Annotated in this window: 18 protein-coding genes; 8 read left to right on the forward strand and 10 right to left on the reverse strand. The window is 59.3% G+C overall.

The features are described 5' to 3' along the window. Nucleotides 1-38: 38 nt before the first annotated feature. Genes CXK96_RS06555 through CXK96_RS06580 form a run of 6 tightly spaced genes read right to left on the reverse strand, consistent with a single transcriptional unit; the run spans nucleotide 39 to nucleotide 6,811 of the window. Entirely contained in the window at nucleotides 39-1,370 is a 1,332-nt protein-coding gene (locus CXK96_RS06555; protein ID WP_102835673.1) for a DUF58 domain-containing protein, read from the reverse strand. A 25-nt stretch (nucleotides 1,371-1,395) separates the two neighbouring features. Continuing rightward, nucleotides 1,396-2,409: an AAA family ATPase gene (locus tag CXK96_RS06560; protein WP_102835674.1), complete on the reverse strand. Its 1,014-nt coding sequence runs from the start codon at nucleotides 2,407-2,409 to the stop codon at nucleotides 1,396-1,398. Further along, a complete protein-coding gene (locus CXK96_RS06565; protein ID WP_102835675.1) occupies nucleotides 2,406-3,581 on the reverse strand; it encodes a DUF4350 domain-containing protein in 1,176 nt (391 codons plus the stop codon). Before CXK96_RS06565 ends, CXK96_RS06560 begins: the two co-directional genes overlap by 4 nt. Continuing rightward, on the reverse strand, nucleotides 3,578-5,137 hold the full coding sequence (locus tag CXK96_RS06570) for a DUF4129 domain-containing protein (protein ID WP_102835676.1): 1,560 nt from the start codon (nucleotides 5,135-5,137) through the stop codon (nucleotides 3,578-3,580). The genes CXK96_RS06565 and CXK96_RS06570 overlap by 4 nt, the downstream gene beginning before the upstream one ends. Then, a complete protein-coding gene (locus CXK96_RS06575) occupies nucleotides 5,124-6,107 on the reverse strand; it encodes a stage II sporulation protein M (protein WP_102835677.1) in 984 nt (327 codons plus the stop codon). Before CXK96_RS06575 ends, CXK96_RS06570 begins: the two co-directional genes overlap by 14 nt. After that, nucleotides 6,104-6,811 carry an RDD family protein gene (locus CXK96_RS06580; protein WP_102835678.1) on the reverse strand — a complete coding sequence of 236 codons (708 nt, stop codon included), beginning with the start codon at nucleotides 6,809-6,811 and terminating at the stop codon, nucleotides 6,104-6,106. The genes CXK96_RS06575 and CXK96_RS06580 overlap by 4 nt, the downstream gene beginning before the upstream one ends. Before the next feature lie 252 nt (nucleotides 6,812-7,063). Here CXK96_RS06580 and sbcB point away from each other — a divergent pair, with 252 nt between their 5' ends. Next, nucleotides 7,064-8,488: an exodeoxyribonuclease I gene (gene sbcB, locus CXK96_RS06585; protein WP_102835679.1), complete on the forward strand. Its 1,425-nt coding sequence runs from the start codon at nucleotides 7,064-7,066 to the stop codon at nucleotides 8,486-8,488. A gap of 78 nt (nucleotides 8,489-8,566) precedes the next feature. On the opposite strand, the gene mvaT is transcribed toward sbcB, so the two are convergent. Beyond that, nucleotides 8,567-8,944, reverse strand: a complete 378-nt coding sequence (mvaT, locus tag CXK96_RS06590; protein WP_102835680.1) for a histone-like nucleoid-structuring protein MvaT — start codon at nucleotides 8,942-8,944, stop codon at nucleotides 8,567-8,569. 460 nt (nucleotides 8,945-9,404) lie between these two features. Here mvaT and purU point away from each other — a divergent pair, with 460 nt between their 5' ends. From purU to CXK96_RS06605, 3 genes are read left to right on the forward strand one after another with little or no spacing between them, the layout of a single operon-like run. Beyond that, the gene (purU, locus tag CXK96_RS06595) at nucleotides 9,405-10,256 is read left to right on the forward strand and encodes a formyltetrahydrofolate deformylase (protein WP_102835681.1); all 852 of its coding nucleotides are present in this window, start codon (nucleotides 9,405-9,407) and stop codon (nucleotides 10,254-10,256) included. A gap of 27 nt (nucleotides 10,257-10,283) precedes the next feature. Further along, on the forward strand, nucleotides 10,284-10,508 hold the full coding sequence (locus CXK96_RS06600) for a hypothetical protein (protein ID WP_102835682.1): 225 nt from the start codon (nucleotides 10,284-10,286) through the stop codon (nucleotides 10,506-10,508). Nucleotides 10,509-10,551: 43 nt separating this feature from the next. Continuing rightward, nucleotides 10,552-12,018, forward strand: coding sequence for a helicase HerA-like domain-containing protein (locus CXK96_RS06605; protein ID WP_102835683.1), 1,467 nt, complete (start codon nucleotides 10,552-10,554; stop codon nucleotides 12,016-12,018). Nucleotides 12,019-12,088: 70 nt separating this feature from the next. On the opposite strand, the gene CXK96_RS06610 is transcribed toward CXK96_RS06605, so the two are convergent. From CXK96_RS06610 to yaaA, 3 genes are all read right to left on the reverse strand, one after another. Then, nucleotides 12,089-12,298 carry a hypothetical protein gene (locus CXK96_RS06610; protein WP_102835684.1) on the reverse strand — a complete coding sequence of 70 codons (210 nt, stop codon included), beginning with the start codon at nucleotides 12,296-12,298 and terminating at the stop codon, nucleotides 12,089-12,091. A 380-nt stretch (nucleotides 12,299-12,678) separates the two neighbouring features. Beyond that, entirely contained in the window at nucleotides 12,679-14,124 is a 1,446-nt protein-coding gene (locus tag CXK96_RS06615) for a mannose-1-phosphate guanylyltransferase/mannose-6-phosphate isomerase (protein ID WP_102835685.1), read from the reverse strand. 708 nt (nucleotides 14,125-14,832) lie between these two features. Continuing rightward, nucleotides 14,833-15,609 carry a peroxide stress protein YaaA gene (yaaA, locus tag CXK96_RS06620; RefSeq protein ID WP_102835686.1) on the reverse strand — a complete coding sequence of 259 codons (777 nt, stop codon included), beginning with the start codon at nucleotides 15,607-15,609 and terminating at the stop codon, nucleotides 14,833-14,835. Nucleotides 15,610-15,742: 133 nt separating this feature from the next. Between yaaA and dmeF the strand changes: the two genes are divergently transcribed. The 4 genes from dmeF to CXK96_RS06640 all read left to right on the forward strand — a co-directional run bounded on the left by dmeF (nucleotide 15,743) and on the right by CXK96_RS06640 (nucleotide 19,201). After that, nucleotides 15,743-16,714 carry a CDF family Co(II)/Ni(II) efflux transporter DmeF gene (gene dmeF, locus CXK96_RS06625; RefSeq protein ID WP_102835687.1) on the forward strand — a complete coding sequence of 324 codons (972 nt, stop codon included), beginning with the start codon at nucleotides 15,743-15,745 and terminating at the stop codon, nucleotides 16,712-16,714. Nucleotides 16,715-16,971: 257 nt separating this feature from the next. Next, nucleotides 16,972-18,360: a PhoH family protein gene (locus CXK96_RS06630; RefSeq protein ID WP_102835688.1), complete on the forward strand. Its 1,389-nt coding sequence runs from the start codon at nucleotides 16,972-16,974 to the stop codon at nucleotides 18,358-18,360. 125 nt (nucleotides 18,361-18,485) lie between these two features. After that, nucleotides 18,486-18,956, forward strand: coding sequence for a cyclic pyranopterin monophosphate synthase MoaC (moaC, locus tag CXK96_RS06635; protein ID WP_102835689.1), 471 nt, complete (start codon nucleotides 18,486-18,488; stop codon nucleotides 18,954-18,956). Continuing rightward, complete coding sequence (locus CXK96_RS06640) at nucleotides 18,953-19,201, forward strand: MoaD/ThiS family protein (protein ID WP_102835690.1); 249 nt, start codon at nucleotides 18,953-18,955, stop codon at nucleotides 19,199-19,201. Before moaC ends, CXK96_RS06640 begins: the two co-directional genes overlap by 4 nt.

Here is a 19,201-nt window from a genome sequence, read left to right on the forward strand (position 1 = left end):
ACGCTTGATCGCTCTGCACAGCAACTTCTGAAAACCGGTTACAGCACTCCGCCTTTCTTCCAGGCCAGATAGCGGCTGATCAGTGCTGGTCCGAGTTCGTGCGGGCGGGCATCGAGCACTGGCACGCCATGGGCGACAAGCTGTTCATGAAGCTTGCCGCGGGCATTGAGGTAGTCGAGTGTTCCGCAATAATCGAGGGCTTGCTGAAAGGTATCGACGGGCTGTTGACGTAACCTGTCCAGAACCGGCTCGCGCAGGCTAACGATCAGTACACGGTGGCGGCGGGAAAGTCGCTGGACGGCTCCGAGCAGCTCTTCGTCGTCTTCGTCGCGCAGGTTGCTCACGATGATCACCAGTGCGCGGCGTTTCTGCAGGGCCAGGACATCGTTGATGGCAAGGGCGAAATCGGCTGGTCGCTGCGTATTGACCAGGTCATAAACACCGTTGAGCAACGCATTGAGTTGCGTCTGGCCTTTGGCGGGAGCGAAGAAGCGCCGTTGCTCGGTGGCAAAGGTATAGAGTCCCAAAGCGTCGCCCTGGCGCAGCGCGACATAGCCCAGCAGCAGGCTGGCATTGAGCGCATGATCAAAGTGCGTAAGCGGGCCGTCCTGGCTGCGCATCCGTCTGCCGCAATCGAGCATCAGCAGGATCTGCTGGTCCCTGTCGTCCTGATACTCCCGGACGATGGGTGTGCGGTTGCGCGCCGTGGCCTTCCAGTCGATCTGCCGCAGGGTGTCGCCTTCCTGGAATTCGCGTAACTGGTGAAAGTCCATGCCAAGCCCCCGCCTCGGCTGCTGGCGCACACCCAGCCGGCTCAGCCAGCGGTCCACCGCCATCAGTGGCGCACCGTGCAGCTGGGTAAAATCGGGATAGACCCGCGTCTGCGATTGCAGCGGCAGTAGGCGCCGCTCTCGCCACAAACCCAGAGGGCTGAACAAGCGAATCTCGCAATGCTCGAAATGGAAGTGCCCGCGACGCGTCGGCTGCAGACGGTAGCTGAGCTGGCAGAACTGCTGCGCAGGCAGCAACAACTGCTGTGGCAGCGCCTGCATGTCCAGCCCCGCAGGCACATGGTCGAAAATCTCGGCACGCATGGCGCGCGTCAGTGGGTGTCGAATCTCGAGCTGAACTTCATGCCAGCGGCCCAGAGCAAGGTTGCCGGCCAATACGCGCCGCAGCTCTGGGGACGGCATGCGGTGCAGATGCAAGGCGTCAAACGTCGCAACCAGTCCCAGGCACAGCAACAGACCCCACCAGGCCGTACGGATAGCCGACGGCACGGTGCTTTCGAGTGCCGCCGCGGTACCCAGCAAAAGCCCAAGGCAAAGCACAGCGGCCAGGGCGTAGAGCAATCGACGCGACGGATTCATCGAGGCGCTCGCATGCCGATGAGCGTCACAGGCGCGGCGCCGCGATCTGCTCCAGCAGCTGTTGGAGCAGCTGGTCCACCGAAGTGCCTTCGATGTCGAGTTCGGGCGAGAGTCTGACCCGATGCCGCAACACAGCCAGTGCGCAGCCTTTTACATCGTCAGGGACGACAAAATCGCCGCCGCGCAACAAGGCGCGTGCACGGGCGCAGCGCACCAGCGCGATCGACGCTCGTGGCCCCGCGCCCAGCGCCAGGCCGGGCCAGCTGCGCGTGGCTCGGGCCAGCCGAACGGCATAGTCGAGCACCTGGTCGTCCAGCGGAAGGTCGCTGGCGATTTTCTGCAGCGCCTGGACATCTTTCGCCTGCAGCATGACGCGCAAGCCGCTGACGTCAAGAATGTCAGTGCGCACCGAGCGAGTAACCTGGCGAACCAGCGTCAATTCCTCGTCCGCCTGCGGGTAGTCCATGCGCAGCATCAGCATGAAGCGGTCGAGCTCGGCTTCCGGCAACGGGTAGGTGCCTTCCTGCTCAATGGGGTTCTGCGTGGCCATGACCAGGAACGGCTGGGGTGCAGCGAGGGCGCGGCCTTCAAGGGTGACCTGACGCTCCTGCATGACTTCCAGCAACGCCGCCTGGGTCTTGGCGGGCGCACGATTGATCTCGTCGGCCAACAGCAGGTTGGTGAACACCGGGCCCTTGCGCAACTTGAACTGTTCGCTGGCCATGTAGTAGATCGCATGGCCGGTTATGTCGCTGGGCATCAGGTCCGGCGTGAACTGGATACGCGCGAAGTCACCTCCAAAGCAGCGCGCCAATGCTCGCACCAATAGCGTCTTGCCTAGACCCGGCACGCCTTCGACCAGAACGTGACCACCGGCGATCAGCGCTGTGAGCAACCCGTCAACGACGTCGTGCTGGCCGATCACGGCTTTGTGCAGCTCGTGGCGTAGCGCCTGGGCGAGCTGACTGGCACGTTGGCGCTGGTTGTTCGGCGGCGCGTCTGGATTGACACTGTTCGGATCCGTGGGTGAGTCACTCATAAGCTGTTCCTGAGGCTTTGCAGGTGGGCAACCTGGCGGGTGAATTCGGTGGCGCTGACGGGTTTGTTCGATGGCGGCTGCATGGCCTGCGAGACAGCCCCTGAGGTGGTTCGGCTGATCGCTGCCAATACCTGGCACTGTTCAACGTGTCCGAGGGTTTTGAAGCCCGGGTGGCGTCGCTGCGCCTGTCGCCGGATATCGTCTTGCAGGTTGCTAAGTAACTGGCGTTGTCCGGCCCTGCGATATAGGAAATCGGCACTGCCACGCAGATGCTCTTGCAGCCGCCGGCGGTTTCGTTCGACCGGCTCTATCAACGGGCCCTGTCGCTGCGCCACATGCCAGAGCGTGGCAAGCAACATCAGTAGCAGCGCCGCCAGTGCTTCGGGGAAGTAACGCAGCAACCGTTGCAGCAGATCATCATGTTCAGTGCGATAGATCAGCGTTACGTCGCGGTCCTGGGTGAGGTACCACAGCAGCCAGGCATGGTCGTATTGGGCAATGGCATCGTTTCGCCAGATCCAGCTGTCGGTCAGGGCCGTGATCAGGCCGTTCCCACGCTGCAGTTGCAGCATATGCGTCGCACTGGCGCTGTTGGCCCATGCGTGCGCGCTGCCACCGGCGTCGTAGAGGTGATAGTTGGTATCAAAGGCGAGATAGGCGGGGGCATCCTCGTTCTCCAGATAGAGGCGAGTCAACACAGGGCGTTTCTCGGCGTTCGCGGCGGCATCAGCGGTATGGCTGTCATCGAGATTTTCGCCTGCCTCGTGCTGCTGAAGGTTCAGCGCATCGAGCAGCAGGTCGCCGCTGCTTCCGTTTTTTTCGTTCCAGATACGCTCAGCGATGAACACGAGGTGGCCACCCTGATCGACCCAGTGCAACAGGCGTTCGGCCTGGCCGGGCGTCATGTTGCTGCGTTCGCCCAGCAACAACAGCACCTGTTGATTGTTTGTGGACTCGGCGAGGCCACCGAGGCCTTGTGCATGATCGATGGCGCGTCCCTGGTCGATCAGGAAACGCTCTGCGGCCAGATACGGATTGCTGCGTACCTCCGGCGCGGGGCCATGCTCGATCGTTTCCTCATAGGGCGTCGCCTTGCTCAGGGCAAAAAGCAGCAACAGCCCAAGCAGCAGCCCGCCCGCGGCAAGCAGAAAGAGCCGACGTGGCTTGCTCATGCGAGCCGCTCACTGCCAAACAGTGCGCCCCAGCCCTCGCATAGCTCGTCGCGGGCCCTCTCAGGTGGCAGCTGATGCCCGTAGGCCAGGCGCAGCCAGTGGCGCGTCAAGGTTTCGGCGTACTCGAGCAGCTCTGGCCGAGCTTCCAGGCGCAGCAGTTCGAGTATTTCTCCCTCGGTATGCGAGCTCTTCATTGGCAGTTGCTGTTCGTGCAGCAGGCGGCTGAGAAAGGCCCGGTAGAGCAGGCCAAGCGCTTCGCGTGGGTGTTCGTGCCAGAGCCTCTGCACCTCGGCGACGACGTTCGTCGGAATGCTTTCGGGTTGCAGGTCAAGCCCGAACAGTACGGCAGGCGTTGCTTGGCGCTGCCTGATCCGCAACTGGCCAGGTGTCACATATAGCTTGAGCCACTCACGGTAGCGCCACAGCAGCCAGCCGGTCAGGCCGAACAGGGCGGCCCAGAGGAACACTTCGATCATGCTTGCGAGTGTGTCGGGGCGCTGGGTCAGCAGGTCGCTGCGCAGCAGTCGCTCCAGCAGACGTGCCAGCCAACCCGGCTCGTCCCTAGACTCTTCCGTGAAGCGCCAGCGGGTCACGGTCTCGCGGTTTCGGAAGGGCGGCTGGTCAAGCAATTCATCAATCCGTTCACTGGCTTCTTTGCTGGTCAAGGGCTGCTTGAGCAGGCGATTACTGTCTGGGCCGGAGGCCTCGATCGCTTGCGTCGTTCCCTCTGCGCCAGTAGCGGCGAGTGCCATCTCGGGTGGCGATAACAACCACAGGCCCAGCCCCACCAGCAGCACTGGCAGCAACGACTTCATGCGTGTCTGCAAGCGGCGAAACGTCAGTTCGATATCCCAGGCCTCAAGCGTTGTGCGGCGATTGAGGTAAAGACTGAAACCGCTGGCGACATAAATTGGCTCCCAGACCACCAGCACCAAGGCATAGAGCAGGTTGGACAGGTGTTCGAACCACAGCCAATCGCCGCTCATGCCGAGCAGGTCTTGCCAGTTCCAGTCCGCCAACATCTGCTGTGGGATGAGCATATACATCAGCGCCAGAGCACCAAACCACAGCCCCATCTCCAGATGCATGCCCACCAGGGTCAGCCAGGATGCGGCCCGGCTGTCCCGTTGTCCCAGCACCGCGAGGCGCTGCTGACGAGCCGAGCCAGCCAGTTGCTCGAGCTGCAGCACCGGCAGATCGAAACTGCGAGTCACGCTGAAGCGGCGCCATGTCACGCTGGAAAACCACTGGGGACGCAGCAGGGGTGGCAGTGTCGTGATGCTCTGGCGCAGCGACGGTGTGTCGCCGAACAGTGCTCGCGACAGGATGAACAGAGGCAGCCTTTCATAGAGCGGCTTGAACCACCAGAACAGCAACAACGAGAGCGTCGGGTGTTGCCAGAACAACAGACTGAACAGGGCGAAGATCGGCAACGTCACCAGCGCCCAGCTGCCCATCAGCAATGCAGCATGACGCCGTGCTAACAGAATGCCGAGATCCAGCGCCTCCCACTCGGTGCGGGGACGGATCGCCATGCTGGCATCATTCAAGCGCATGGAAATGTCGCCCGCTCCGCGTCAAATAGACCCCGACCAGTAGCCACAACAAAACGCCGACGGCGTATTTGACGGGGGCTGGGGGATAAGTCATCGAGGACCAGTAGGCCTCGATAAAGGCTGCGATCAAGAGAAACAACGTGGCCCCGACAATCAGCCTCACTGCTGTGGCGGCTGCCAAGCGCAATGCCTCGCTGCGTGTTCGACGGCCGGGTGCGACAAGGGCAGCACCCAGCTTCAACCCGGCAGCCCCCGCTAATGTGATCGCCGTCAGTTCGAACGCGCCATGGCCGATAACGAATGACCAGAACGGCTGATCGTAGCCGATGCCGGTCAGGTGGCCGGCAATGGCGCCGATGATCAAGCCGTTGAACAACAGATAGAACAGGCTGCCAAGGCCGAAGAGCAGGCCACCCGCAAAAGTCTGGAAAGCGATGCCAATGTTATGCATCACGTAGTAACCGAACATGACCCAGTCGTCAGCGGACCCACGCTCGCCGAAGCGGCCGAGACGACTGGCGTCAGGGTCGTACATGGCTTCCATTTCTGCGATCTGTTCCGGGCTGATGAGGCTGTAGACCAACTCCGGAAAGGCCAGCACCAGCGCAGCCATGCCCAGCAGGCTAAGGTAGAAAATCAGACTCGCGGCTGCCAGATAGCGCCACTCTGTGCGGACGAGTCTGGCAAAACCGCCAAGAAAGAAACCGAGCAGGCGACCACCCAACGGGCTTCGGTGGCGATACATCTGATGGTGCCCGCGCTGAGCCAGCAGCTGCAGACGCTCGACGAAGCGCATGCTGTAACCGCGCGACTGTGCCAGAGCCAGCTGCTGGCAAAGCCGTCGATAGGCGGCCGGAAAGCCAGCGACTGCTTCTGGCGCACGGCCTTTGCCGCGCTCCAATGTTTCGAGCATTTCTTCGAACGCCTGCCATTCCGCCTGGTGCCGGGTTTCGAACTGGCTTTGCTTCATATCGGACCCACCAGGTTTCGGGCGATGCCGTGGATTCGGGCTTCCGCCTGAGTGGGTTCGAGCTGCAGCGGCTCGGCCAGGATTGAAGCCAGTTCGAGCCGCCTTTGCGCCGTGAGCGTCGAATGGCGCTCGGCAAAGGCGATCAGCGCTTGCTGCTCAGCCAGTGTAAGCGGTAGCGGGGGCGTTACTGCTTCAGCTGCTGGCAGGTCTGGTGCGCTGACGTTGCGCTCGCGGTACACCACCATGGTGCCCGCGGCGAGGTCGCCCAAGCGCTTGAACGATGGGTGCCAGAGACAGCAGAGAGCCCCGAGGAAATAGCCGAACGGCAGCATGTCGACGAAGCGCAGCAGATTGCGTGTCAGGGAGGAAGCCCAACCGACCGGTGTGCCGTCATCATGGATGACGCGCAGCCCCATCCATTGCTTGCCCGGGGTGCGGCCCTGGTTCAGCACTTCGAACAGCACCATGTACCACCATTGCACCAGAAACAGCAGCAACGCCCCAACACCCATGCCGAACTTGCCTAGCAACGTGAACGCAAAACCCAAAGCCGCCAATAGCGCGCCCCGTATCAGCAGATCCAGTGCAAATGCCAAGGCGCGAGGGACCAGGCCGGCTGGATGGAGCAACAAATCGATACCTTCCGGCGTTTCGACGCGGTGTGTGTTATCCAGCAAGGCGGTGGCTGAAGAGGCGGATTGCACGGCTCTGGCTCGTAAATGGGGGACTGGGTGCTATGCGCACATTGCGTACCGAGCAACGCCTGGCGGAAGCGGTGCTGCTGAATGAAACCATTGAATGACATCTGCGGCCATAACCGGCTTGGCACTTTGATTGATGCGCCAACGGATTATTTACGTCAGCACTCAATCCTTACCTGCACCAGGCGCCGGACCATTCGGTAAGGGCGAGTCTGGCGCGTTAGACTGTGGGCGACAATCGAGAAGGAAGCTCCCTTGACCTCCAGCATCTTCTGGTACGACTTCGAAACAACCGGCGTATCGCCTCGCTGTGACCGGCCTGTGCAAGTGGCCGGCATACGCACCACCGAGGCGCTGGAAGAAGTTGGCGAACCGCTGAACATTTATTGCAGGCTGAGCGACGACATCCTCCCGCATCCCGCGGCGTGCCTGGTCACGGGTATCACACCTGCCACGCTGGCGGAAAAAGGCCTGTGCGAGGCCGAGTTCGTGGCCCGGTTGCATCATGAACTGGCGGTGCCAGGCACCTGTGGCGCGGGTTACAACAGCTTGCGCTTCGATGATGAAGTGCTGCGCTACAGTCTCTATCGCAACTTCTTCGATCCCTATGCGCGTGAATGGCAGGGCGGTAACAGTCGCTGGGACCTCATTGATCTGGTCCGCACCGCTTTCGCCTTGCGGCCGGAAGGCATCGTCTGGCCGGAAGAGGAGGGGCGAGTCACGTTGAAACTGGAGCGGCTCAGTGCTGCCAATGGACTCGAGCACTTGAATGCCCATGATGCGTTGTCCGATGTTCGGGCAACGATTGCCTTGGCTCGCCTGATTCGCGCGTGTCAACCGCGTCTCTATGACTACCTCTACAAGCTCCGCCGTAAACATGCGGTGATCGAACAAGTCCAGCTGCTCAAACCAATGGTGCATGTATCGGGGCGGTTTTCCGCAGCGCGTCATTTTCTATCGGTGGTCTTGCCGCTGGCCTGGCACCCTCGCAACCGTAATGCACTGATCGTCTGTGACTTGAATGCCGACTGCGCGCCGCTGTGGGAAGAGCAGGCCGAGGCTATTCGTGAACGGCTCTATACCCGTCGGGAAGACTTGGGCGAGAAACTTCCGATTCCCTTGAAACTCGTGCACATGAACCGCTGCCCCGTGCTGGCACCCATGAGCGTCCTGCGGCCATCGGATATTGCGCGGCTGGGACTGGATATCCAATGTTGCGAGGCGAAAGCGGCCGAGTTACGTGGGCGCGAACCGGAGTGGAGCTGGAAGCTTGCCGACATCTACAAGGAGGATGTCTTCGCGGGTTCGTCCGATCCGGAGCAGCAGTTGTATGACGGCTTTTTCAATGATCGCGACCGGCGACTGTGCGAGCAGGTACGAAGTACTTCGCCGCTTTCGACAGGCGCCGCACTGCCGTTTGATGACCCGCGCTTGCCAGAGCTGCATTTCCGCTATCGCGCGCGTAATTTTCCCGAGTGTTTATCAGCCGCCGAAGCCGAGCAGTGGCATGCATTCTGTCGGCAGCGCTTGATGAAGCCTGAATTCGGCGCGCCGAACACCTCGGAGCAGTTTGAAAAAGCCGTTCAGGTTTTATTGCCATCAACCACACCCGAACAAGCGTGTCTTTTGCAGCAATGGTTAATACATGTTCGCGGATTGCGCGAACGTTACATGTTCTGAAAATGCTTAGCCGGGAAATAAAAAAGCCATCTGACGCAGCATGACTGCGTCAGATGGCTTTTGGGTGCGGCGTAAAACTTAGCCCAACAGAGTGGCCCAGCTTTCAACCTCGTCGGAACCCCATTGTGCTTTCCACTCTTTCAGCGTCTTGTGATTGCCGCCTTTGGTTTCAATCACTTCACCGTTGTGAGGGTTCTTGTACTGCTTGACGCGACGGGCGCGTTTGGTTGCAGCGGGGGTTTTGGATGCGCGTTGCGTCTTGTTGCTGCGGGCATCGGGATCGAGCAGAGCAATAATGTCGCGAAGGGACTTCTGATATTCGCCCATCAGCTCGCGCAGTTTGCCTTCAAACTCGAGTTCCTTTTTCAGCTTGTCATCTTCAGACAAGGATTTCAGGCGCTCCTGTAGTTCCTTGATAGCTTCTTCAGTAGCGCGGTATTCGTTGATCAGCGACATGTCACTTCCTTGGTATAGGTTTGAACGCAAGTGACAGCAATCATAGACAGCTGCTGCAGACAAGTAAATGTTGCTCCGAACAAAGTTTACTCAGTTTGTTTCATTGTGGTGCGTTAGGCGCGCTGAGGTGCAGTTAAACGTAGCCAGGGTGAACTACTGCACATAACGAAGCATGCGACGGACCACGTCAGGCTTATTTATGCCGTCCCGGTATTTGAATACGCAGTTCCGCAACCCGTTGCGGTGTGCGTTTCCTTTGCTCGTTGGCGCCTTTCCAGTAACTTGAACCCAGGAATGTTAAGGCTTCAATCATGGTTTTTTACAAATCAGCTGATTCGCACCCTGCGGCGTGTTTCGACAGTAGAGGCGTGCCATGCTCCGGCTTGAATAATTTGGTGGTGGTTTTCTTCGCTGCGCTAGAATGCCGGGTCTTTATGAGTAAGCCGGAGTTAACTTAAGAATGCGCACTTTCAGGCTGGTTATCGCCTGTCCCGACGGCGTCGGCATTGTGGCCAAGGTCGGTAATTTCCTAGCGACCTACAACGGCTGGATCACCGAGGCCAATCACCATTCCGATCATCAGAGTGGCTGGTTCTTCATGCGGCATGAGATTCGGGCCGATTCGCTGCCTTTTGATCTCGATGGCTTTCGCCAGGCGTTTGCGCCAATAGCGCGCGAGTTTTCCATGGAATGGCGCATCACCGACTCTGCCCAGCGCAAGCGAGTCGTGCTGATGGCCAGCCGCGAGTCGCACTGCCTCGCCGACCTGCTGCATCGTTGGCACAGCGGGGAACTGGACTGTGACATTCCTTGCGTGATCTCCAATCACGACGATCTGCGCAGTATGGTCGAATGGCATGGCATTCCGTATTTCCATGTCCCCGTCCAGCCGGCGCGCAAAGAAGAAGCTTTCGCCGAGGTGTCGCGCCTGGTGCGCGAGCAGCGCGCTGACGCCATCGTGTTAGCGCGCTACATGCAAATTCTGCCGGCTGAACTTTGCGAGGAATTTGCGCAACGGGTGATCAATATCCATCACAGCTTTCTGCCGTCGTTCGTCGGTGCAAAACCGTACCACCAGGCCTCGCTGCGAGGGGTCAAGCTCATAGGTGCGACCTGCCACTATGTGACAGAAGAGCTTGATGCTGGGCCGATCATCGAGCAGGACGTGGTGCGCGTCAGCCATAGAGACAGCATCGAGGACATGGTTCGGCTGGGCAAGGACGTGGAAAAGATGGTGCTGTCCCGTGGTTTGCGCTATCACCTAGAAGAGCGGGTGCTGGTGCATAGCAACAAGACGCTGGTATTCAACTGATCCATCGTTATTGGCGCGGGAGGCGAGATGAGCGATCCACTGGACAAGGCAGGCGCGAAAGCGCCGCCGATCATCGGTAGCGGTTGTACTCAACGCTACGATCCGGACCGGCTGGGCCCCGACCTGGGCACCGACTTCCCAGGTGCCAAAACACTCTGGGAGCGGCATGTGGCGACGCTCGATGCCTCTGTTGGCGACGGCGAAAGCGACGTTGTGGTCGGCGCTGAAGCCAGCGGCTCGAAGGCCGGCTGATTGACGTTGCCGGATACTCCATTGTTCAGTTCGAGGCCTGCGGATGAAACAGACAAACTGCCTGGTACTGGGTGCTGACGCGACGGGCGAGCCGAACTCCCACCCGCTGCATCTGGCCAACCGACACGGTTTGATCGCCGGCGCTACAGGCACCGGCAAGACCGTGACCTTACAGCGCCTCGCTGAGCAATTCAGCGAGGCTGGCGTCGCGGTTTTCGCAGCGGATATCAAAGGTGACTTGTGTGGCCTGGGCGCGGCTGGCGAGCCGCAAGGAAAGATCGCCGAGCGAATCGCCAGCATGCCTTGGCTCGACCATCGACCCCAGGCCTATCCGGTGATTTTGTGGGACGTGCACGGTGTGAGCGGTCATCCGCTGAGGACCACGCTGACAGAGATGGGCCCCTTGCTGTTGGGCAATCTGCTGGAGCTGAGCGACAGCCAGCAGGCAGCACTCTATGCCGCATTCAAGGTCGCTGATCGTGAAGCGCTGCTGTTGCTCGACCTGAAAGACCTCAAGGCCTTGCTTGCTCATCTGAAAAAACACCCTGAGGTGCTCGGTGACGATGCGGCCTTGCTAACCAGCGCATCGTCCCAGGCGCTGTTACGGCGACTGGCAACGCTGGAGCAGCAAGGTGCCGAGGCGCTGTTTGGTGAGCCGGCTCTGGCGCTTGAGGACATTCTGCAGCCTGCAAGCGACGGGCGTGGACGGATCCACCTGCTTGACGCCAGCCAGCTCGTCCATCAGGCCCCCAAAGTCTATGCGACCTTTCTGCTGTGGCTGTTGGCTGAGCTGTTCGAACAGCTTCCCGAGCGCGGTGACGCTGATCGACCACTGCTCGCGCTGTTCTTCGACGAAGCGCATCTGCTGTTCAGCGGCACCCCGAAAGCATTGCAGGACAGGTTGCTGCAAGTAGTCAGGCTGATTCGCTCGAAGGGCGTTGGCGTCTATTTCGTAACCCAAAGCCCCACAGACCTGCCGGATGATGTGCTGGCTCAGTTGGGCCTGCGCATACAGCACGGACTCAGGGCCTACACGGTCAAGGAGCAGAAAGCGCTGCGTGCGGTGGCGGACGGTTTCCGCGCCAACCCAGCGTTTTCATCGCTGGACACTTTGTCCAGTCTGGGAACCGGCGAAGCGCTGGTCGGTGGCCTCGAGGATAGAGGCATGCCGTCGATGGTACAGCGTGTTGCGGTCGCGCCGCCTCAGTCGCGGGTCGGGCCGCTGACCGAGCGCGAGAGACACGACCTGATCGCCAGCTCACCCCTGAGAGGACGTTACGACAGACCGGTCGATCGTGAATCTGCTTACGAAATATTGCTCGAACGGGCAAAGCAGGCTTCCGAGGACCAGCCACAAGCGAAGAGCGATGTGTCAAAAAATGGTGTTGCCGATGCGCTAGGTGAAGCGGCCGGACAGGTCTTCAAGAGCGCAATGCGCCAGGCTGCAACACAGTTAGGTCGGCAGTTGGCACGAGGGCTTCTGGGCTCTTTATTGGGCGGTAAGCGCTGAGCAAAAAATCGGCTACAGCTGCTTAGTTTCTGACTGCTGTGCTTGCGGTGCGCATTCACGGTGCCGCAGTTCACTTTGCCTCTGAGGCTTGCTCTGACAACTCTTTCTCGATCTTCTGCAACTCGGCCTTGAATACTTGATCATGGACGGTCGGCTTTTTACGCCATGGCTTTCGTTCTGGATCAGGCTGCGCGGCATAGGTCGTGATTTCCCCACCGTAGACAGCCTGGAAACGGTTGGCTTGCTTCTCCAGTTCGGCGCGTAGTTCTTCTTTTGTCACGTCTTGTATGGCCTCTTTATTAAAGTTTATTTTCAGCGCGGCGCGCTAAGGGGCGCGAGCTTCTGGGCTCGAAATGAGGCCCGGCTCGAATTGGGTGCGTATGCGATAGGAGAGACAGTACTGCAAGCGGCCTGGGCTAAACAAGTGTGACGTTAAAACTGCATTCAGCCCGGTAGTTAAGTGCGATGTAGGTCTTATGAACTCTGTCTGCGTGAGTCATGGGAAAAGGAAAGCCCCAGCTTTGGCTGTAACGACAATATTTGTGAGGCAGGCTCTGACCAGCGCAAACAAGCGGGTTCAGCAGTATCTAGCCGCCGTTGAAAATCCATTAATAAAAAACCGCGCCTGATTCGGCGCGGTTTTTTTGCCACATCTGATCTTTAGCGAGCCGACTGGCTGGCCAGGTCATTTGGCGCGCGGCCATATACGTCATCCAGACGCTCGATGTCATCCTCGCCTAGATAACTGCCCGACTGGACTTCAATAATTTCCAGTGGAATCTTGCCCGGATTCGCAAGTCGGTGAATGGAGGTCACCGGAATGTAGGTCGACTGATTCTCGGTGAGCAGGAAGGTCTTGTCGTTGCAGGTGACCTGCGCAGTGCCGGAGACGACGATCCAATGCTCGGCACGATGATGGTGCATCTGCAATGACAGCTGTGCGCCTGGGTTGACGCAGATCCGCTTGACCTGGAAGCGACCGCCCATATCGACCGAGTCGTACCATCCCCAAGGGCGGTAGACCGCACAGTGGTTCTGCGTTTCAGAGCGCTTCATGGCGTCGAGCTTGTTCACCAGCTTCTTGACGTCCTGGACCTTGTCCTTATGGGCGATCATCGTGGCGTCCTTGGTCTCGACTACTACGATGTTGTCCAGGCCAACCACGGTTACCAGCTTGCCGTTACCGTGCACGAGGCAGTTGCGGCTGTCTTCGACAATCACGTCGCCGCGGGTCACGTTACCGTTTTCGTCTTTTTCCAGAACATCCCAAAGCGATGACCAGGAACCCACATCGCTCCAGCCTGCCGACATCGGAACGACACATGCCAGTTCGGTTTTTTCCATCACGGCATAGTCGATCGAGTTGTCGGGGCAGCAGGCAAAGGTGGCCGGGTCGATCAGCAGCTCTTCACCATTCTTGATGCTGCGCTCCAGCGCTACCCAGCAGGTGTCGTAGATGTCCGGGTCGTGCTTCTTCAGCTCGTCAAGGAATACGCTGGCGCGGAACAGGAACATGCCGCTGTTCCAGTAGTAGTCGCCGGAATCGACATATTCCTGAGCGCGAATCTCGTCCGGCTTCTCGACGAACTGTGTGACGCGGTTGACGCCTTCAGGCAGGCCGTTGCGTCCCTGATGATCGCACTTGATGTAGCCGTAGCCGGTCTCCGGGCTGGTGGCCGGAATGCCGAACAGTACCATCCCGCCGTTTTCGGCTGCATTGGTGGCCAGGGCGAGGGAGCGCTGGAAGGCTTTGTGGTCTTCGATGACGTGGTCGGCCGGCAGCACCAGCAGCAGCTCGTCACGTTCATCGGCAAGCAACTTCATCGCGGCAATGGCAATCGCCGGCGCGGTATTACGGCCGAAGGGTTCGAGCATGAGGCCTTGGGTTTGAAGCTTTCGTGCGGCCAGCTGTTCTTTAACGATGAACCGGTGCTCCTTGTTGCAGACCAGCAGCGGCGCTTGCATGCCTTCAAAGGCCAGGCGCTCGATGGTTTGCTGAAACAGCGTTTGCTCGGCCGTCAGCGCGAGGAACTGCTTGGGAAAGGCCTTGCGCGAAAGAGGCCAGAGTCGGGAACCGCTGCCGCCTGAGAGGATGACCGGAATCATGTTGTTTCTCCTGAATCGTTGAGAAGGGGAAGTTCTTCTTGTCCATGTGGGCGGCCAGATGTCTGTGCTCGCCATGCGCTTCTTGGTCGGGCCTTCAGGTGCCGCGTGCCATCAAGTTCCGTTTTCCAACAGGAAAACTGCTTTCGGGGCGAACTGCGTGCTCCGAGCCTGAATGTGGGGGGTGCTGTCTGATAGTCGATGGGCGCCGCACTTGCTAATGCAGAGCGGATCGCGGATTCGAAGCGGGCGCCTGCAAGGCTTTCATCAATCTTGAAAAGGCCGGGAGCCGTGCTGCTCTGCTGTGGGCCAGCTGCCCGAAATTGGCGCGTTTGACAGTCTCGCTTACGCACTGACACCGCGCCGATCCAGCCCGTCTGTCCTCTGTCGGACATGCCGGACGTCACTAAAAGTGTGTCCTGGCTGACAAGCCGAATGCATTGTTTTGAATTCCACTGCACGTTCATGTGCGACGTCCCTTTCCGTCTGGAAATGCCGGTACGCGCTTATGATTGCAGGTGCCTTCGGATAGTTCCCCGTACGCCTGCCGTCGATCGGGGAGTTTTTGACGGGCATCGAAAAAGCGACAGTCCGCTGGCGCAGGAGGCCTTTATCCTCGGCAGGTTCCAGGTCCGTGGTGCACCAGCGGCAGTGTTTTTATGCGGGAGATGTGACTCCCCCAGCGTTAAGAACGAGGGGGTGGCGCTGCTTTCAGTCCTGAGCGTCTCGTAAAAAGACCAAGTGGTCAGGGGCTGAGCTGTCAGGGCAATAACGATAGCCGTCGTAATCAAAGTCTTTCAGCTGCTCAGGATCCTGGACGCGTTCCTTGATGACGAAGCGGCTCATCAGGCCCCGGGCTTTCTTTGCGTAGAAGCTGATGATCTTGTATTGGCCGCTCTTCATATCCTTGAAGTCAACGTCGATCACCCGGGCATTCAGCGCTTTGCGTTTCACAGCACTGAAGTATTCTTTTGATGCCAGGTTGAGCAGTACGTCGTCACCCTGCGCCGCCAGTGCTTCGTTGAGCCACTCGCTTATCCGTTCGCCCCAGAAAGCGTAAAGATCCTTGCCGCGTGGATTGGCCAGCTTTGTGCCCATTTCCAGACGATAGGGCTGCATCAGATCCAGTGGCCGCAGCACGCCATAGAGCCCGGACAGCATTCGCAGGTGGTGCTGGGCGAAATCGAGATCTTCTTCAGTGAGCTCATTGGCGTCCAGCCCGGTGTAGACGTCGCCCTTGAACGCAAGCAGCGCCTGCTTGGCATTACCCGGCGTAAAGTCTGAATCCCAGCTGCCATAGCGAGCGACGTTAAGCGCCGCGAGCTTATCGGAGAGGTGCATCAGTTCGCCGATTTGCTGAGGCGACATATCGCGCAGTTGACTGATCAGCGCCTGCGCGTGATCCAAATGTTCGGGCTGGGTGAAACGTAGGGTTGTCGGTGGGGTGTCGTAGTCCAGAGTCTTGGCTGGGGAAATCACCATCAGCATGCAACGGTCTCCTTTGATGTGAGCGGATTCTAGGCGCTATACCCATCGCCGCTCCAGCTATGGCCTCGATTAGGTGTTGACCTTGACTCGAGCTAAGGGGGCACGCTTCTCTGTAGCTAACGAAGGAGGAAACATGACCGACTGCAACCATGCGCACTGGCAGCCCTCGCACGATTACCGTCCTCTGGAGCAGGGTGCGGAAAAACAGACCTGGGCGGTGGTGCTGTTGACCGGCCTGACAATGGTCGCAGAGATCATGGCCGGCTACTGGTTCAATTCGATGGCATTGCTGGCAGACGGTTGGCATATGGCGTCACACATGGTGGCTATCGGCATGGCGGCAACTGCCTACTGGCTGGCTCGACGCTACGTGCATGATCGGCGTTTTGCCTTCGGTACCTGGAAGGTCGAGGTGCTGGCAGGTTTTGCCAGCGCTGTCTTGCTGGTCATGGTGGCTTTGCTGATGATCGGTGAGTCGCTAGTGCGCTTCTGGTCACCGGCCCTGATCGGTTTTGACGAGGCGCTATGGGTCGCTGTGATCGGTTTGTTGGTGAATATGCTGTCCGCGTGGTTACTGCGCGACCAGCACCACCATCATGGCCACGATCACGATCACGATCACGATCACGATCACGCTCATTCAGGCGGGCCAGGCAAGGACCTGAACCGTCATGCAGCTTTTATCCATGTCTTGACTGATGGCCTGACTTCCGTTGCGGCAATCGTTGCCTTGCTGGGGGGCAAGTACTTCGGCTGGGGGTGGCTGGATCCCCTGATGGGGATTATCGGTGCGATCGTGATTCTGATCTGGGCCAAAGGCTTGCTGCGTGAAACGACGAAGGCTTTGCTTGACCGGGAAATGGACGACCCGCTGGTGCGTCGAGTGCGGGAACAGTTGGAGCAAATGCCGGATACCGATGTGACCGACTTGCACCTGTGGCGCGTCGGGCGAGCGCAATACAGTTGCATCGTCAGCATCGTTACTCACCAGCCATACTCGCCCGATTGCTACAAAGCGCAACTGGCCGGGTTTCCAGAGCTGGTTCACGTTACAGCGGAGGTGAACCGGTGCGGCGAAAACGCACAGGTTGATCAGCGAGACTAGTCCTCGAACAGGCCAGCGCCAAGCGCTATCCGTCGTTTCGTTAAAAAAACGTCATCAGTTCGAAAAAGACTTTTTCCTGTCATCTTTTTTGCGGTATTACCTGATGTAAGACCGCCGAAACCTGCACTCACAGGTGGCGGCCTCTGGGTGGCCCCAAGCCCCTGCTACCCAAGTCCGCTCATCTTGCGCACGGTGGTTCTTTCTACGGCGGAGTGCTTTGGCCCTCCGTCGAACCGGCTCCGAAAAGGTGATCGCGTATGGATGACTACGGCAGACCCCGCGCAACTCAGCCCACCCTTTACGTTCTCGATACCAACGTTCTGATTCACGACCCCAACGCGCTATTGAATTTCCAGGAGCATCAGGTCGCCATTCCGATGACCGTGCTCGAAGAGCTGGACCAGCTCAAGACCGGCAAGCACACCGTGGCTGCCGAATGCCGACAGGCGATCCGCCTGATCGACAAGGTGTTGGGTGATGCCACCCCTGAAGAAGTGGAACTCGGCGTGCCCATCCAGCGTGAGAAAAGCGGCCCGTGTGGCAGCCTGTCGATCCTGATGAGCAAAGTCGCCGACTCTAGCGGACTGCCAGAGGATCTCAACGACAACAAGATCATCAATCAGGTCGTCGACCTGCAGCGGCGCAGTGCGGGCGTTCCGGTGGTCTTGGTCACCAACGACATCAACATGCGTCTGAAGGCGCGTGCCTGTGGCGTTGCCTCGGAGGACTATCACACCGACAAGCTGGTCGACGATGTCGGGCAGCTGTCACGCGGCTACCACAGCCTCAGCGGGTCGTTCTGGGACAGAGTCAGTAAGGTCGATACCCACCAGGGGCATGGACGCACATGGCACCGGGTACAACTGATAGACAACCTGCCTGCCGTGCACGTCAATGAGTTCATCCTTGATGAGCAAGGCTTCGTTGGCTGGATCAAGGGCATCAAGGCTGACGAGCTGCTACTGCTCGACATGCACCAGGAGCCGTTGCTTCATCAGGAAGCCTGGGGCCTGAAACCACGTGACATCCACCAGGCACTGGCGCTCTTCGCACTGCTTGATCCGGATATTCATCTGGTCAATCTGTCGGGCGCCGCCGGGTCCGGCAAAACGATTCTGGCCTTGGCTGCGGCCATCGAGCAGACGGTGGTGAGCAAGCGCTACCGCCGTATCATCGCGACGCGCAGCGTGCAGGGGCTGGATGAAGACATCGGCTTTCTGCCGGGCACCGAGGCGGAAAAGATGGAGCCCTGGCTGGGTGCGATCACCGATAACCTCGAAGCGCTGCATATGGACGACGAAAGCACCCATGGCAGTGTCGACTACATCCTGCAAAAGGTGCCGTTGCAGTTCAAATCGCTCAACTACATTCGCGGACGCAGCTTCCAGCAGAGCCTGATCCTGATCGATGAATGCCAGAACCTTACCCCGCACCAGATGAAGACCATCATTACCCGCGCCGGTAGCGGGTCGAAGGTGGTCTGCCTCGGTAACCTGGCTCAGATCGATACGCCATATCTGTCCGCAACCAGCTCGGGCCTCACCTACCTCACCGAACGCTTCAAGGATTTCCCGCACGGCATGCACATCACCTTGCAGGGCGTTCCCCGTTCAGTCCTGGCCGAATACGCCGAGGCCCATATGTAAGAGAGCGGCTGGAGGCTGGAGCCAATGCTTCAAGCAAAGGCTGACCTGGAAGGAAACGCGCCTCCAGCTTCCAGCTTCCAGCTGCGCTAAACTGCGGGACCCCCACAGTTTTAGCAGGATGAAAAATGCTCACCCATCTCGATTCCCAAGGGCGGGCCAACATGGTCGACGTAACCGCCAAGGCCGTCACGGCGCGCGAGGCGGTGGCGGAGGCCAGGGTCCGCATGCTTCCCGAAACCCTGCAGATGATCCAGCAAGGCGGACATCCGAAGGGCGACGTCTTCGCGGTTGCCCGAATCGCGGGCATTCAGGCGGCGAAAAAGACCCATGACCTGATCCCGCTTTGTCACCCGCTATTGCTGACCAGCATCAAGCTCGATCTACAGCCGGACGGCAACGACTGCGTGCGCATCGAAGCGCGTTGCAAGCTGGCGGGCCAGACAGGTGTGGAAATGGAGGCGCTGACCGCCGCAAGTGTCGCTGCCCTAACGATCTATGACATGTGCAAGGCAGTCGATAAAGGCATGGTCATCGAGGGGGTTCGACTGCTGGAAAAACTTGGCGGCAAGAGTGGCCACTGGCAGGTGCCGGCATGATCCAGGTTCAGTTTTTCGCACGCTACCGTGAGGCCCTTGGCCGCGATTCGGAGCAGTTGGATTGGGACGCCTCCTGGCAAATCGTTGACCACCTTCGCTTGCAACTGCTGGCACGTGGCGGCGAGTGGACGGTGCTAGGCGAGCAGAACCTGATGTGCGCGCGCAATCAGGAGCTATGCAGCCTTGACGAACCATTGGCTGATGGCGATGAAGTGGCGTTCTTTCCCACCGTGACGGGAGGCTGA

The sequence above is a fragment of the Stutzerimonas stutzeri genome (genome assembly GCF_002890895.1).
Taxonomy (GTDB): Bacteria; Pseudomonadota; Gammaproteobacteria; order Pseudomonadales; family Pseudomonadaceae; genus Stutzerimonas; species Stutzerimonas stutzeri_AB.